This is a genomic window from Saccharomonospora sp. (assembly GCF_027317685.1).
GTDB lineage: Bacteria > Actinomycetota > Actinomycetes > Mycobacteriales > Pseudonocardiaceae > Saccharomonospora.
On record NZ_DAHVQP010000022.1, the window covers coordinates 71296 to 85498 of the forward strand.

A 14203-nucleotide genomic window follows, 5' to 3' on the forward strand; every position below is an offset into this window, starting at 1 on the left:
AACGAATGTACTAATTCGGAGGGTTGAGGGCCCCGGCCGGTGTCGGGGTCTTTACAGTGAGGGCATGACCGACGACGACCGGAAAAGCGGGCGCGACGAGCGGTATCCGTCCGCGAGCGAGCTTGACTTCTGGTCGTTCGTCGAGCTCGCCAATCATCGGCTGGCCACCGAGTACGGCTTCCGTCATCAACTGGCCACCGAGGTGCTGTTGACGCTCAACCGCGCCTCCAACATCGTCACCTACGACCTGGAAGCGGCCGTGCATCGGCCGCGCGGTCTGTCGTGGTCCGGGTTCCGGCTGATGTTCGTCACCTGGCTGGCCGGCCCGCTGGAACCCAAGAGCGCCGCCACTCTCACCGGGATGAGTCGCGCCGCCGTGTCGAACCTGGCGAAAACGCTGGTCGCGGACGGTTGGCTGGCGCGAACTCCCGACGAGCGCGACGGGCGTTCGGTGCGCTTGTCGCTCACCGAGAAGGGGCACCGCGAGATGGTCGAGGTGTTCCGTCAGCACAACGAGCGGGAATACGAGTGGACCAGCGTGCTGACCGAGACCGAGCAACGCATCCTGATCATGCTGCTCAACAAGCTCATCACCAATCGGAATCAGTTTGACGTCCGAGGCCGGAACTGACGCGTCTCCCGCGTGGTTTGTGCGATCGCGCCAATGTGCTGTGCATCACTCGTCGAAATTAGTAAATGTGTTTACTATGTGGTTCAAGCGGGCGCGGTAATCGCGGTCATGCGCGGCAGGCCGGCCCGCACGTCGACTTCCAGGGAGGCAGTCATGGCGTACTACCGCCGGGTGGGCTACGTCCCGCCGAAGCGGCACACGCAGCACCGCGACGAGAACGGCGATCTCTACTACGAGGAGCTCATGGGCGAGGAAGGCTTCTCGTCCGACTCCTCGTTGCTCTACCACCGGCACCTTCCCTCGTCGATCGTCGATTCCCAGGTGTGGGAGTTGCCGGACCAGACGACCACGCCCAACCATCCGCTGCGGCCTCGGCATCTGAAGCTGCACGACCTGTTCCCCGGTGACAGTTGGAAGAACACCGACGTGGTGACCGGTCGTCGCCTGGTCCTCGGCAACGCCGACGTACGCATCTCGTACGTGGTGTCGGGCAAGGAATCACCGCTGTACCGCAACGGCATCGGCGACGAGATCGTCTACGTCGAGTCGGGCGACGCGGTGGTGGAGACCGTGTTCGGTGCGCTGGAGGTGACCACGGGCGACTACGTGATCCTCCCGATGTCCACCACGCACCGCTGGGTGCCGAAGGGCGACCAGCCGCTGCGGGCGTACGCGATCGAGGCGAACAGCCACGTCGCGCCACCGAAGCGCTACCTGTCCCGGTACGGGCAGTTGCTGGAGCACGCGCCTTACTGCGAACGCGACCTGCACGGGCCGACGGAGGTGCTGATCCGGGAGGGCACGGACGTCGAGGTGCTGCTCAAGCACCGTGGTCCCGGCGGAGTGGTGGGCACCCGCCTGGTGTACCCGTACCACCCGTTCGACGTCGTCGGCTGGGACGGCTGCCTGTATCCGTACAAGTTCAGCATCCACGACTTCGAGCCCATCACCGGTCGCGTGCACCAGCCGCCGCCCGCTCACCAGGTGTTCGAGGGGCACAACTTCGTGGTGTGCAACTTCGTGCCGCGCAAGGTGGACTACCACCCGCAGGCCATCCCGGTGCCCTACTACCACTCCAATGTGGACTCCGACGAGATCATGTTCTACTGCGGTGGCGACTACGAGGCCCGCAAGGGCTCGGGCATCGGACAGGGCTCGGTCTCGATCCATCCCGGTGGCCATTCGCACGGCCCGCAGCCCGGCGCGTACGAACGCAGCATCGGCGTGGAGTTCTTCGACGAACTGGCCGTCATGGTCGACACCTTCCGCCCGCTGGAACTGGGCGAGGGCGCCCTGGCCTGTGAAGACCCGAACTACGCGTGGACCTGGGCCGGACGGGGGCCGAAGCAATGACCACCGTCTCCCTCCCCGCGTTCGCCAAGGGACTGTGTGACGACGCCGCGATCTTCCCACCGGGGCTGGCTCCACTGGCCGAGGCGGTGCCCGCGCACGTGCGGCACGTCAACGCGCCGTATGCGGAACTGGTCGGCCCGCTGGTGGTCTCGACGGCGGCCTTGGAGGAGCTCGCCGGACTGGTGCCCGTCGACGGTGGGGACCGGCTCGATCTCACCGTGACGGTCCCCGACGGGCCGTCGGCCGTACCCGATGTGCTCGCCACCGTCGCCGCGTTGCCGGTGGAGCTGCGCGCGCTGGAGGTGGCGGTCCCCACTCCGACGACCGCCACCGCCCTCGTCGAGGCGCTCGACGCGGCGGGCATCGACGACGCCGTGGAGGTGTTCGTCGAGGTCCCGCGCGACGAGCGCAGGCCGGAGATCATCGCCGTGTTGCCGTCGACCCGGTACAAGGCCAAGTTCCGCACCGGCGGGATCAAGGCCGAGCTGTACCCCGACGAGGCCGAGCTGGCCGCGGCGGTCAAGGCCGTCGTGGACGCCCGCGTTCCGTACAAGGCCACCGCGGGCCTGCACCACGCCATCCGCAACACCGACCCGAACACCGGTTTCGAACAGCACGGATTCCTCAACCTGCTTCTCGCCACCGACGCCGCGCTGCGCGGTGCGGAGGAGGCCGAGCTGATCCGGCTGTTGGCCGACCGGGACGGTGCCGCGGTCGCCGAGCGAGTCGCGGCGCTCGACGCCGACCGGGTGGCCGCCGCGCGCGCGGCGTTCCGCTCGTTCGGCACCTGCAGCATCAACGACCCGCTCACCGAGATGGTCGAACTCGGTCTGCTGCCGGAGTCGTCCTTGCCCACGTACGAAAGGACCGTATGACCACCATCGAGATCCCCGACGGTTCGCTGTTCGGGCTGAACAACCTGCCCTACGGCGTGTTCTCCACGCCGGGTACCGCGCCTCGCGTGGGTGTGCGGGTGGGCGATTCCGTCGTCGACCTCGCCGCGGCGTTGGGCGACGACGTGTTCGCTCAGCCGACGTTGAACGCCTTCATGGCGCAGGGTCACGCGCGGTGGGTGGAGGTGCGGCAGCGGATCACCGAGCTCGTCTCCGGTGACGTGCCCGACGCGGCCGTGCATTCGGTGGACGAGGTGACGATGCACCTGCCCGTGGAGGTCGGTGACTACGTCGACTTCTACGCCTCCGAGCACCACGCCACCAACCTCGGCAAGTTGTTCCGGCCCGGTTCGCCGCCGTTGATGCCGAACTGGAAGCACCTTCCCGTCGGCTACCACGGACGCGCCGGCACCGTGATCCCGTCCGGCACCGACATCGTGCGCCCGCGTGGGCAGCGCAAGGCGCCCGACCAGGATTCCCCCACGTTCGGTGAGAGTCAGAGGCTCGACATCGAGGCCGAGCTGGGCTTCATCGTGGGCACTGGCTCGGAACTCGGGAAGCCCGTGCCCGTGGACGAGTTCGGTCAGCGGGTGTTCGGCGTGGTCGTCCTCAACGACTGGTCGGCGCGTGACATCCAGTCGTGGGAGTACGTGCCGCTCGGGCCGTTCCTCGGCAAGAGCTTCGCCACCTCGATCTCCCCGTGGGTGGTGCCGCTGCTCGCCCTGGAATCGGCCAGGGTCGACACGCCGAAGCAGGACCCGGAGCCGCTGCCGTACCTGCGGGAGACCTCGCCGTGGGGCCTGGACATCGACCTGGAGGTGGAGCTGAACGGCCAGGTTGTCAGCCGTCCGCCGTATCGGGAGATGTATTGGTCGCCCGCGCAGATGTTGGCGCACATGACCGTCAACGGCTCGTCCTCGCGTACCGGTGACCTGTTCGCGTCCGGCACGATCTCCGGACCGGAGCGGGACCAGCGTGGCGCTTTCATCGAGATCACGTGGGGTGGCAAGGAGCCGCTCCAGGTGAACGGCCAGGAGCGGACGTTCCTCCAGGACGGCGACGAGGTCGTGTTGCGAGCCACCGCGCCCGGTGTGGGTGGCGGCCGGATCGGTTTCGGCGAGGTGCGCACCCGCATCCTGCCCGCGAAGGGAACCGAGAAGTGACGGACAAGGTGGTCGCGACCGCAGCCGAGGCGGTCGCGGACATCCCCAGTGGTGCTTCCTTGGCGGTCGGTGGGTTCGGTCTGTGCGGTATTCCCGACACGTTGATCGCCGCCATCGCGGAGGGCGAGGCCACCGACCTGGAGGTGTTCTCCAACAACTGCGGTGTCGACGGCCACGGCCTCGGGGTGTTGTTGGAGGCAGGTCGCATCCGCCGGGTCACCGCGTCCTATGTCGGGGAGAACAAGGAGTTCGCCCGGCAATACCTGGCCGGTGAGTTGGAGGTGGAGCTGACCCCGCAGGGCACGCTCGCCGAACGTCTGCGTGCGGGTGGGGCGGGGATCCCCGCGTTCTACACGCCCGCCGGTGTCGGCACGCCGGTCGGCAACGGTGGTCTGCCGTGGCGGTACGACGCCGAGGGCAACGTCGCGGTGGCATCGCCGCCGAAGGAAGTGCGGGTGTTCAACGGCAAGCGCTACCTGTTGGAGGAGGCCATCGTCGCCGACTTCGCGTTGGTGCACGCCGAGGTCGGTGACACACAGGGCAACCTCCTCTTCAACAAGACGGCGATGAACTTCAACCCGCTCGCCGCCATGGCGGGGAAGGTCGCCATCGCCGAGGTGGAACGACTGGTGGAGCCGGGCGAGTTGGACCCGGCTCAGGTGCACTTGCCCGGCGTGTTCGTCCAACGCATCGTCCACACCGGACCGCAGGACAAGCGGATTGAGAAGCGCACCGTGCGTCAGACAGAGGTGGCGAAGGCATGACCGACACGACAGCCGTGACAGCCACGACGGCCACGACGGCCACCGGATGGTCGCGTCAGGACATGGCCGCCAGGGCGGCGGAGGAACTGCGGCCGGGTGAGTACGTCAACCTCGGCATCGGGCTGCCCACGCTGATCCCGAACCACCTGCCCGAGGATGTGAACGTGATCCTGCACAGCGAGAACGGAATCCTCGGCACGGGGCCGTATCCGCTGGAGGACGAGGTCGACCCCGACCTCATCAACGCGGGGAAGGAGACGGTCACGGTCAACCCGGGCGCCGCGTTCTTCGACTCCGCGTTGTCGTTCGGCATGATCCGCGGTGGGCACATCGACACGGCGGTGCTGGGCGGCATGCAGGTGTCCGCCACCGGCGACCTGGCGAACTGGATGGTGCCGGGCAAGATGGTCAAGGGCATGGGCGGTGCGATGGACCTCGTGCACGGCGCCCGCAGGGTGATCGTGCTCATGGAACACACCGCCAAGGACGGCAGCCCGAAGATCCTCAACCGGTGCACGTTGCCGCTGACGGGTGAGGGTGTCGTCCAGCGGATCATCACGAACCTGGGTGTCCTCGACGTGGCCGACACGCCGGGCGGCGGACTCGTGCTCCGCGAACTCGCGCCCGGGGTGACGACCGAACAGCTCGTCGCGGTCACAGAGGCTCCGGTGACCGTTCCATAGAACCGACATCTCCTGACGAGACCGGCACACCGGATGAAGCGAAGGCCCACCCCGAACGAACGGGGTGGGCCTTCGTCGTGGTCGTCTTCGCTCAGACGATCTTTTCGAGGTCGACGCCTTTGGTCTCCCTGCTCGTGGCCACCGCGACGAACGTGATCGCCATGGTGATGACCAGGTAGCCGATGACCATGCCGACACCGAAGGAATCGACCAGCCAGACGGCGATGAACGGGGCCGGAGCCCCGGCGAAGATCGACGAGCCCTGGTACACCAGCGACGAGCCCGCGTAGCGGTAGCGGGTCGGGAACAGCTCGGTGATCCACGCGGCCTCGGGGCCGGCCAGCATGCCGTGGAAGAACGTGCCCACGCAGACACCGACCCACAGCAGCGGCACGCTCTCGAACTGCACCAGCCAGAAGAACACCGGTGCCCAGGCGATCAGCACGCCGGACGGGACCATCATCGCGGTCTTCCGGCCGACCCGGTCGGACCACGCGCCGCCGCTGATCATGCCGAGGAACTGGAACACCGACCCGAAGGTCACCGCGAGCATCACGTCACCACGGTCGAACTCGAAGTACGTGGTGGCGTAGGCGATGACGAACGTCGTGTAGATGTAGAACGCGATGTTCTCGCCCAGTCGCTGGCCGAGGCCGTGCAGCACCTGGCGGGGGCGCCGCAGTGCGAGCACGATGCTGGACTTGTGTTCCTTGCCGGAAGCCGCCTTGTCGGCCTTGCCGCCCTTGCCGGTCTTGTCGCTCGCCTTCGCCGCCTGGGCCTGAGCCTCACGGAACACCGGCGATTCCTCGACGCCACGGCGGACCCAGAAACCGATGGCCAGCAGCGGGATGGCGATCAGGAACGCCACCCGCCAACCCCACGACTCGAAGGCGGCCTCGGTGGTGGTCAGGGTCAGCACGGTGATGACCGCGGTGGCCAGCACGGTCCCGGCGGGAGCGCCCGCCTGCGGCCACGACGCCCAGAACCCGCGGCGTTTCGGTTCCCCGTACTCGCTCACCAACAACACGGCCGCACCGAACTCACCACCCAAAGCGAAGCCTTGGACCAGGCGAAGACCGACGAGCAGGAAGGTCGCCGTGATGCCGATGTCGGCGTACGTCGGCAGCAACCCGATGGCCGCGGTCGCCGTTCCGAGCATCAGGAACGTCACGACCAGCATGGGTTTGCGGCCGAACCGGTCACCGAGGTGACCGAACACGATCCCGCCGAGGGGGCGGGCGAAGAAGCCGAGGCCCTGGGTGGCCAGTGCCATCAGCAGGCTGGCGATACCGCTGTCGCTGGGGAAGAACAGCGGCCCGAGCACCGTGGCTGCCAGCACACCGTAGATGGCGAAGTCGTACCACTCCAGGACAGCTCCGGCCATGCTGCCGGTCAGCACTCGCCTGAACATCCGTGGAGTCGTGCGCCCTCCGCCGTTGTTCCCAGCGGCGCCGGTGGGAATTGCGTCAACGGCTGATGCCATCGAGGTTCCTTTCACCTGTTGAGCGGGCCGCCCCTTCGCGGCCCGCGGTCCTAGGGAGATGAGCCGGCGATCAGAGCTCGATCGTGATCGAGTCGCCGCAGGCACGGGAGCAGCACGTCATCATCTTGTTGTTGAGTGCGCGCTCCGATTTGGTGAGCACCTTGTCGCGGTGGTCGACCTCCCCTGTGGAGACGGTGACTTCGCAACTGCCGCACAGCCCTTCCTCGCAGTCGCTCAGCACGTCGATGTTGGCGGCGCGCAGGGCGTTGAGGACGGTTTGGTCAGCGGCGACCCGGACTGTGATTCCCGAGTCGGCCAGCTTGACGTCGAACGCGTGTTCCTTCTCGGGGTCGAGTTCGCCGAGATCGCTGGAGAAGTGTTCGACTCGCAGGGCTTCTTCGTCCCAGTGCTCGGTCGCGTCGTCCAGGGCGTCGAGCATCCGCTGCGGTCCGCACGCGTAGATCTGCGTGTCGTCCTGCGGGGTCTTCAGCAGTTCGGCGATGTCGAGCCGGGTGCCTTCGTCGGAGACGTGCAGCGTCAGTCGGTCGCCGTGGTCGCGGACGACCCGGTCGAGGAACGCCATCGCGCTGCGCGACGAGCCGCAGTAGTGGAACTCGTAGTCCTTGCCCTCGCGGCGGGCGTGGTCGGCCATCGTCAGGATCGGGGTGATGCCGATGCCTCCGGCGATGAAGATGTAGCGCTGTGTGTCCGGGTTCAGCTTGAAGTGGTTGCGCGGCCCACGGATGTGCAGCGTGTCGCCGACGGACAGTTTCTCGTGCACGTACCGGGAGCCGCCGCGGCTTTCGGGATCCTTCAGCACGGCGATCTGGTAGGACGACCGGTCGTCGGGGTCGCCGCACAGTGAGTACTGCCGCGACAGTTCGCCGAGTTCGATGTCCACATGCGAACCGGGGGACCACTTGGGCAGCGGCCTGCCGTGCACGTCGGCGAGCGTGATCCGCACGATGTCGTCGGCCTCCGGCTCGATCCGCTGCACCGTCATCGTGCGGGTGATGGTGCGTTTGGACGGTTGGCCGATCTTGATCTTCAGTTGCCGGTCGAGGAGCTCAGGGTTCTTCCGCTCCGGGTTCTTCGCCGGGTTCCACTGCACCCACAGGCGCTCGGGGCCGCGGAAGGAGGTGTTGGGTAGGTAGGTGAACTCCTGATCCGGCACCAGTTCCATGTGCGGGATCCGCTTGGTGAGTTCCTCCAAAAAGATCTGGATCTCCATGCGGGCGAGGTTCTTGCCCATGCACTGGTGCGAGCCGTACCCGAAGCTCAGGTGGTCGCTGGCGTTCTCGCGGCGGATGTCGAGCTCGTCGGGGTTGTCGAAGAACCTCTCGTCGTGGTTGGCCGAGGTGTTGACGATCAGCAGCTTCGCGCCCTTGGGGATCTCGACGTCACCGATCTTGGTGTCCTTCGTGGCGACCCGCCGCCACGCGATGATCGAGCCGGCGAACCGCAGGCATTCCTCGACCGTGTTGGGGATCAGGCTCGGGTCGGCGCAGAGCTCCTCCCACAGGGTGCGGTTCTCCAGCAGGAGTTTGATCGCGTTGGTGGCCGCGAGCGCGGTGGTCTCGTGCGCGGCGACGATGCCGGCCATCATCATCGAGTGCAGGTAGGAGTCGGTGATGATGTCGGGCATCTGCGGCTGTAGGCGGATGCCGTACTGCATCCAGCCGGGGCCGGAGGGGTCCTCGCGCATCTTCTCGAGCACCTTGCCCGCGTACTGCCAGAACTTGCCGACGTTCTCGGCGACGGCGACCTGCTCCTCCGGTGCGGGGCGACCCCAGGTGTTGATGGTGTGTGCGACGGAGTACTTGCGCAGGGTCTCGTGGTCCTCCTCGGGCACACCGAGGAAGTGCAGGGCCACCGTCAGCGGGACCTCGTAGAGCATCTCGTCGACGAGTTCGGCCTCGCCTCTGTCGATGAAGCTGTCGACGCGCTCGCGGACCAGTTTGCGCACCATCGGCTCGTGCTGGGCCAGGTGCGGCGGGGTGAACGGTTCCATCAGCGCGCGGCGACGGGGCATGTGGGCGGGCTCGTCTTCGTTGACCAGCGTGCGGCCCATCGCGTAGTCGTACTTGGCGAGCACCGCGTTCGCCTCGTCGTTGAACGGGGTGATCTTCTCCAGCACGTTGGCGGGCGAGAACGTGATGTTGTCGCGGAAGACCGCCTTCACGTCCTCGTACCGCGTGACCACCCAGTAGCCCAGCTTGGGGCTGTAGAACACCGGCTCCTCGTCACGGGACCAGCGCAGTGAGCCCGGAGGGTCCTCCTGGTAGGGCCCGGTGAACGGGTCGAAGGCCGCCGCGTTGGCCGACACGGGGCATCCCGTGGGGTCGAGGCGCGAGTGGTCGATGGGACATCCACTCGGGGATTCGGTGACCGCGGTGCCCTTTCCGTTGTTGATGGCAGACGCCGACTCCGCTCCCATGAGACTCCCTCCATACGCCACTGTGCAGGGGTTTTACTTTTATCGAACACATGTGTTCGTTTAAAGTTAATGAGGGGAGAGTAAGTGGGGTCACGACCCCGGTCAAGAGGTACTTTTCCGTGCAGGAATGACTACGCCGCGAAAGCGCTGTGGCCCGTGCTCAAGACGCACGGGGAAGCGGCGGCGCGGGAACGAGACGCGGGAACGAAAAAGTGCGGAAGTACCGGTTCAGCCGGTGATCAACTGGGCGAGTCTCTCCGAGGCCCGGACGACCTCGCGAGCCGCGCGATCGGTGTCGAGGCCCTCGATGGCCACGACACCCACGCTGCGCTCCAACGACGAACCGGGCGCGGCACCGCCCGGCACCCGGATGCCCGACGAGACGCCGACCGCGCCTCGATTGAGCTGGCCGAAGGTGACGCTGTAACCGTCCTTGCGGGCCCGTTTGACGAGGTCGGAGTCGTTGGGACGTTCCGGTCGCAGCGAGAGGATCGCGATGCCGGACGCGCCCTTGTCCAACGGGTGCCTGGTGCCGACCCGGTAGCCGACCCGCAGTACAGCTTCACTCGGCTCGGCCACCATGATCACCACACACGTGTCCGCCTCGGCCGCGGCGATGAACGCGGTCGCCCTGGTGCGCTCGGCCAGTTCCTGCAGGACCGGATGCGCGCCGTGCATGAACTGGGGCTCGAACCGGGAGGCGAGCACGGCCGCGCCGACACCGAGCCGCAGTTTGCCGTCACCGGTGCGGGTGATCAGGGAATGCGCCTCCAAGGTCGCCACGACGCGATAACAGATAGCACGGTGGATGCCCAGTTCGGTGGCCAACTCGGTCACCGAGATACCGGCCGGACTCTGCGAGATGATGTCCAGCGCGCGCAGGCCTCGGTCAAGGGTTTGCAGGGTGCTCATCCGGTTCCTCGTCGTGTGCGTCGCAGCCGATGATCGCACAATGACCTGAACTGGGAGGATCGTGGTGGTGAGCAGGTCCGAAGCGCGCCCGGAGGGAGTCGACGACTGTGGGAGGATCTGGGGACGCAGCTGATTCGGCTGTCGAGCGCGTCATCGCGATGTTCGGCGACGGATGGCTGTACTCGGTCGTGGTCCGCAGAGTCTGCGAACGCGAGAACGAACGGAGAGAGTAGTGAAGGCAGAACCCGCCGTGCAGCGCCAGTTGCTCGACCTCGCCGAGGTCGACGCCGAGCTGGCTCGGGTAGCACATCGTCGTCGCAACCTGCCCGAACTCACCGAGATCACCGAGGCCGAGAAGCAGCTGCGGGAGCGTCGTGACGCGCTGGTGGCCGCGCAGACGTCGGCCTCGGACCTCGAACGCGAGGTCGGTAAGCAGGAACGCGAGGTCGAGTCGGTGCGAGCACGAGCCGAACGGGACCGCAAACTCATGGAGTCTGGATCGGTGTCGGCCAAGCAGCTCGCCGACCTGGAGCGCGAGTTGGAGACACTCGCGCGTAGGCAGACGGTGCTGGAGGACGACCAGCTGGAGTTGATGGAACGCAAGGAAGCCGTCGACGCCGACGTCCAGCGCACCGCCGCCGAGGTGGACAAGGCCGAGCAGGACCTGGCCGACGCGCAGCGCAGGCGGGACGAGGCGCTGGCCGACCTCGATGCCACGCAGGCCCGCCGGGAGTCCGACCGCGAGAACCTGCTGCCGAAGCTGCCGGAGAACCTGCTGGCCCTCTACGAGCGTGTCCGTGCCCACAAGGGCATCGGCGCGGCGCTGTTGAAGTCGCGGCGATGCGGTGCCTGCCAATTAGAACTCGACCGCAGCAGCATCGCCGAGATCAAGGCCGCACCCGACGACGAGGTCGTGCAGTGCGAGAACTGCGACGCGATCCTTGTGCGTACGCCGGAGTCGGGGCTGTGAGCCGACCCGTCATCGTCGAGGCCGACGGCGGTTCTCGGGGTAATCCGGGGCCCGCGGGATACGGCGCGGTGGTGCGCGATCCCGACAGCGGGGAGGTGCTCGCCGAACGGCAGGCCGGTCTCGGCGTCGCCACCAACAACGCCGCCGAGTACCAGGGGCTCATCGCGGGTCTGGAGGCCGCCGCCGAGCTGGGAGCGTCCGCTGTGGAGGCACGGCTGGACTCGAAGCTCGTCGTGGAACAGATGAGCGGCCGCTGGAAGATCAAGAACGCGATGTTGCAGCCTCTGGCGCTGCGGGTGCGGGAACTGGCGAAGCAGTTCGAACGCGTCACCTACACCTGGGTGCCGAGAGCCCAGAACTCTCACGCCGACCGGCTGGCCAACGAAGCCATGGACACCCAGGCCAACGGCGGCGGAACACCCGCGACGGCGTGGTCCACCGAAGCACGGGTGGACCAGCCGGGGGAAGGGACGCGGGAACCGGCGCAACAGCGGTCGCCGAGTCGGTGGACGGGCGCGCAAGGTACGCCCACACGACTGTTGTTGCTGCGCCACGGACAGACTCCGATGTCGGTGGACCGGCGCTACTCCGGGTTGGGCGACGTCACCCTGACCGAGTTGGGCACGCGACAGGCGGAGGCCGCCGCCAAGAGGATCGCGGCGCTGGAGGACCTCGGCGAGTCGGTGCACGTGGTGGCGTCACCGTTGATGCGGGCCACGCAGACGGCGCAGAAGGTGGCCGACGCACTCGGCGTGCGGGTGGAGACCCACCGCGAACTGCGGGAGACCGACTTCGGCGAGTGGGAAGGGCTCACCTTCACCGAGGCCGCGCAGCGCGACCCGGAACTGCATCGGCGTTGGCTGCGTAACACCTCCGTACGCCCGCCGGGCGGGGAGAGTTTCGACGAGGTGCACCGCAGGGTGCGCCGGGCCTGTAACGACGTGGTCGCCCGGTACGGCGGTGAGACCGTGGTGATCGTCAGCCACGTCACGCCGATCAAGTCGTTACTGCGGTACGCCCTCGACGTCGGCCCGTCGCTGCTGTATCGGCTGCATCTGGATCTGGCGTCGCTGTCGATCGCCGATCTCTACCCAGATGGCAACGCCTCCGTCCAGCTGATCAACGACACGTCGCATCTGAGCTGAGCCCGTGGCTGTCCTTGGCCGCCGTCCCGTCCAGCGGGCGGGAACACGGCGGCCGTGCCGGGGCGTTTGCCGTATCACAGGCGTACCACAGGCACGGCCACCGTCACCGGTGACAGCCATGAGGCCGCCGGCTTTTTCGGAGTATCCTGTGTGTAGTGGACGAGTTGGCAGGGCGGCCGCGGCTGAGGACATCGTTTCGGTGCCTCCGGCCGAGGAAAGTCCGGACTCCACAGGGCAGGGTGGTTGCTAACAGCAACCCGGGGTGACCCGCGGGAAAGTGCCACAGAAAACAGACCGCCCGGCCGAGATCGGCCGGGTAAGGGTGAAACGGTGGTGTAAGAGACCACCAGCGCCTCGGGTGACCGGGGCGGCTCGGTAAACCCCACCCGGAGCAAGGCCAGAAGGGAGCTGTTCCAGCTCCTGCGCAGGCGTTTGAGGGCGGCCCGTCCGATGCCTGCGGGTAGGCCGCTTGAGCCTGTCGGCGACGGCAGGCCCAGATGGATGGTCGCCCAGCGCTTCGCCGTAAGGCGGGCGTGGACAGAATCCGGCTTACATGCCAACTCGTCCACTTCTTCCTCGACCGGGCGCGCGTTCGATGAGAGGCACGAGCGGCTCAGGCGGTCCCCAGGCCTTCTCCGCACCGGCCGAACAGGATGGTCGGGTTCCCGGTCTTTCCCGCCGTGCCCGCACGGGCCTAGTGTGTGGGTCCATGGACCGTGCCGTTGCCTGCGAACTCGCCTTGCGTTGCCACAATGCTTTGGAGCCGCTGCATTCCTTCGTCTACTTCTCACCCGAGGTCGAGCGGGTCTTCGTCGACGCGGGGCTGGAGGACGGTCGCATGGCGTATCTCGCGAGTCGAGCAGCGCCGATGGGACCCGTGGGCGCGGGCGTGGTCACCGCGACGTTCTACAACTTCAACCCCCGGCTCGTGGCGCGCCACATTCCGAAGGCGTGGAGCCTGGTCGACCCGGCCGAGGTCGTCGAACTGCGGTTCCAGGCCGCCGAATCGGCGTTGCGGCGACTGCTCGGCGACGCCGCCGAGTCGCCGGAGCTGGCCGAACTCGCGGGCCTGGTGCGTGAGGCCGCCGAGAACTGCTCCCCGGAGGGGCGGGCACTGTTCGCTGCGCACGCCGATCTCGCCTGGCCCGACGGTCCCGTCGCCACGTTGTGGCACGGCGTCACTCTGTTGCGCGAGTTCCGCGGTGACGGACACATCGCCGCGCTCGTGGCCGAGGGACTGTCCGGTCTGCAGGCCATCGTCACCCACACCGCCACCGGCAAGGGCTTCCGCGCCGACGTCGCCAGAAAGCTGCGCGGTTGGAGCGAACAGGAGTGGGCCGCCGCCGAGGACGCGCTGCGCGGTCAGGACCTCCTCGACGAGGAGGGCGCGCTCACCGACCGGGGGCGAGCCCAGCGCGACGCGATCGAGGAACGCACCGACGAGGCCGCGTCGGGCCCGTATCGACTGCTCGGCAAGGACAAGGCCCGCTGCATCGTCGAACTCGCCAAGCCCCTGTCCCGCACCGTGCTCAAGGCCGGTGCGATCCCGCGGGACCTGTTCGCGCGGTAGGTGCGTGACGTCGGGTTTCCCGATGCGAACCGAGTGGGCCGGGTGAGCGGAGTGGGGAGTGTGAGTGTCATTCGGCGGGAGCCCGACGGCCACAGCCGAACGGGCACCGTCGCCGAGGGCGCGTACTTCACCGAGGTCCGCTACGTGCGGCCGTTGGGATCGTGAACGTCCTCGCCCGCCCCGCCCGAGAGGTCGAGGC

12 protein-coding genes and 1 other RNA gene are annotated in these 14203 nt (G+C 67.5%); 10 read left to right on the plus strand and 3 right to left on the minus strand.

Features of this window, described 5'->3' with window-relative positions:
* Window positions 1-64 precede the first annotated feature (64 nt).
* The 6 genes from M7H19_RS02010 to M7H19_RS02035 all read left to right on the plus strand — a co-directional run bounded on the left by M7H19_RS02010 (window position 65) and on the right by M7H19_RS02035 (window position 5487).
* Window positions 65-631 (plus strand): MarR family transcriptional regulator, encoded by a 567-nt coding sequence (locus M7H19_RS02010; RefSeq protein WP_298176322.1) that lies wholly within the window; start codon window positions 65-67, stop codon window positions 629-631.
* 153 nt (window positions 632-784) lie between these two features.
* Entirely contained in the window at window positions 785-1984 is a 1200-nt protein-coding gene (locus tag M7H19_RS02015) for a homogentisate 1,2-dioxygenase domain-containing protein (protein WP_298176325.1), read from the plus strand.
* A complete protein-coding gene (locus M7H19_RS02020; protein ID WP_298176328.1) occupies window positions 1981-2859 on the plus strand; it encodes a hypothetical protein in 879 nt (292 codons plus the stop codon). The genes M7H19_RS02015 and M7H19_RS02020 overlap by 4 nt, the downstream gene beginning before the upstream one ends.
* Window positions 2856-4040, plus strand: coding sequence for a fumarylacetoacetase (fahA, locus tag M7H19_RS02025; protein WP_298176331.1), 1185 nt, complete (start codon window positions 2856-2858; stop codon window positions 4038-4040). The genes M7H19_RS02020 and fahA overlap by 4 nt, the downstream gene beginning before the upstream one ends.
* On the plus strand, window positions 4037-4804 hold the full coding sequence (locus M7H19_RS02030; RefSeq protein ID WP_298176333.1) for a CoA transferase subunit A: 768 nt from the start codon (window positions 4037-4039) through the stop codon (window positions 4802-4804). Before fahA ends, M7H19_RS02030 begins: the two co-directional genes overlap by 4 nt.
* Window positions 4801-5487, plus strand: coding sequence for a CoA transferase subunit B (locus tag M7H19_RS02035; RefSeq protein ID WP_298176335.1), 687 nt, complete (start codon window positions 4801-4803; stop codon window positions 5485-5487). Before M7H19_RS02030 ends, M7H19_RS02035 begins: the two co-directional genes overlap by 4 nt.
* 91 nt (window positions 5488-5578) lie before the next feature.
* Here M7H19_RS02035 and M7H19_RS02040 read toward each other — a convergent pair whose 3' ends face one another.
* From M7H19_RS02040 to M7H19_RS02050, 3 genes are all read right to left on the minus strand, one after another.
* Entirely contained in the window at window positions 5579-6898 is a 1320-nt protein-coding gene (locus M7H19_RS02040) for an MFS transporter (protein WP_298176338.1), read from the minus strand.
* A gap of 142 nt (window positions 6899-7040) precedes the next feature.
* The gene (locus M7H19_RS02045) at window positions 7041-9407 is read right to left on the minus strand and encodes a cytochrome P450/oxidoreductase (RefSeq protein ID WP_298176341.1); all 2367 of its coding nucleotides are present in this window, start codon (window positions 9405-9407) and stop codon (window positions 7041-7043) included.
* A 228-nt stretch (window positions 9408-9635) separates the two neighbouring features.
* Window positions 9636-10319, minus strand: a complete 684-nt coding sequence (locus M7H19_RS02050; RefSeq protein ID WP_298176344.1) for a helix-turn-helix domain-containing protein — start codon at window positions 10317-10319, stop codon at window positions 9636-9638.
* A gap of 232 nt (window positions 10320-10551) precedes the next feature.
* Here M7H19_RS02050 and M7H19_RS02055 point away from each other — a divergent pair, with 232 nt between their 5' ends.
* From M7H19_RS02055 to M7H19_RS02070, 4 genes are all read left to right on the plus strand, one after another.
* Window positions 10552-11289: a C4-type zinc ribbon domain-containing protein gene (locus M7H19_RS02055; RefSeq protein ID WP_298176347.1), complete on the plus strand. Its 738-nt coding sequence runs from the start codon at window positions 10552-10554 to the stop codon at window positions 11287-11289.
* Window positions 11286-12434 (plus strand): bifunctional RNase H/acid phosphatase, encoded by a 1149-nt coding sequence (locus M7H19_RS02060; protein WP_298176350.1) that lies wholly within the window; start codon window positions 11286-11288, stop codon window positions 12432-12434. Before M7H19_RS02055 ends, M7H19_RS02060 begins: the two co-directional genes overlap by 4 nt.
* 160 nt (window positions 12435-12594) lie before the next feature.
* Window positions 12595-13002, plus strand: an RNA gene (gene rnpB / locus M7H19_RS02065) — RNase P RNA component class A.
* A 141-nt stretch (window positions 13003-13143) separates the two neighbouring features.
* Entirely contained in the window at window positions 13144-14004 is an 861-nt protein-coding gene (locus tag M7H19_RS02070; protein WP_298176353.1) for a hypothetical protein, read from the plus strand.
* Window positions 14005-14203: the final 199 nt, after the last annotated feature.

What these genes read in the sequence shown, in the direction of transcription:
- M7H19_RS02015 (WP_298176325.1), top strand. Translation starts at nt 785, where the DNA reads ATGGCGTACTACCGCCGGGTGGGCTACGTCCCGCCGAAGCGGCACACG.
- M7H19_RS02045 (WP_298176341.1), bottom strand. Translation starts at nt 9,407, where the DNA reads ATGGGAGCGGAGTCGGCGTCTGCCATCAACAACGGAAAGGGCACCGCG.
- fahA (WP_298176331.1), top strand. Translation starts at nt 2,856, where the DNA reads ATGACCACCATCGAGATCCCCGACGGTTCGCTGTTCGGGCTGAACAAC.
- M7H19_RS02070 (WP_298176353.1), top strand. Translation starts at nt 13,144, where the DNA reads ATGGACCGTGCCGTTGCCTGCGAACTCGCCTTGCGTTGCCACAATGCT.
- M7H19_RS02010 (WP_298176322.1), top strand. Translation starts at nt 65, where the DNA reads ATGACCGACGACGACCGGAAAAGCGGGCGCGACGAGCGGTATCCGTCC.
- M7H19_RS02035 (WP_298176335.1), top strand. Translation starts at nt 4,801, where the DNA reads ATGACCGACACGACAGCCGTGACAGCCACGACGGCCACGACGGCCACC.
- M7H19_RS02050 (WP_298176344.1), bottom strand. Translation starts at nt 10,319, where the DNA reads ATGAGCACCCTGCAAACCCTTGACCGAGGCCTGCGCGCGCTGGACATC.
- M7H19_RS02020 (WP_298176328.1), top strand. Translation starts at nt 1,981, where the DNA reads ATGACCACCGTCTCCCTCCCCGCGTTCGCCAAGGGACTGTGTGACGAC.
- M7H19_RS02040 (WP_298176338.1), bottom strand. Translation starts at nt 6,898, where the DNA reads ATGTTCAGGCGAGTGCTGACCGGCAGCATGGCCGGAGCTGTCCTGGAG.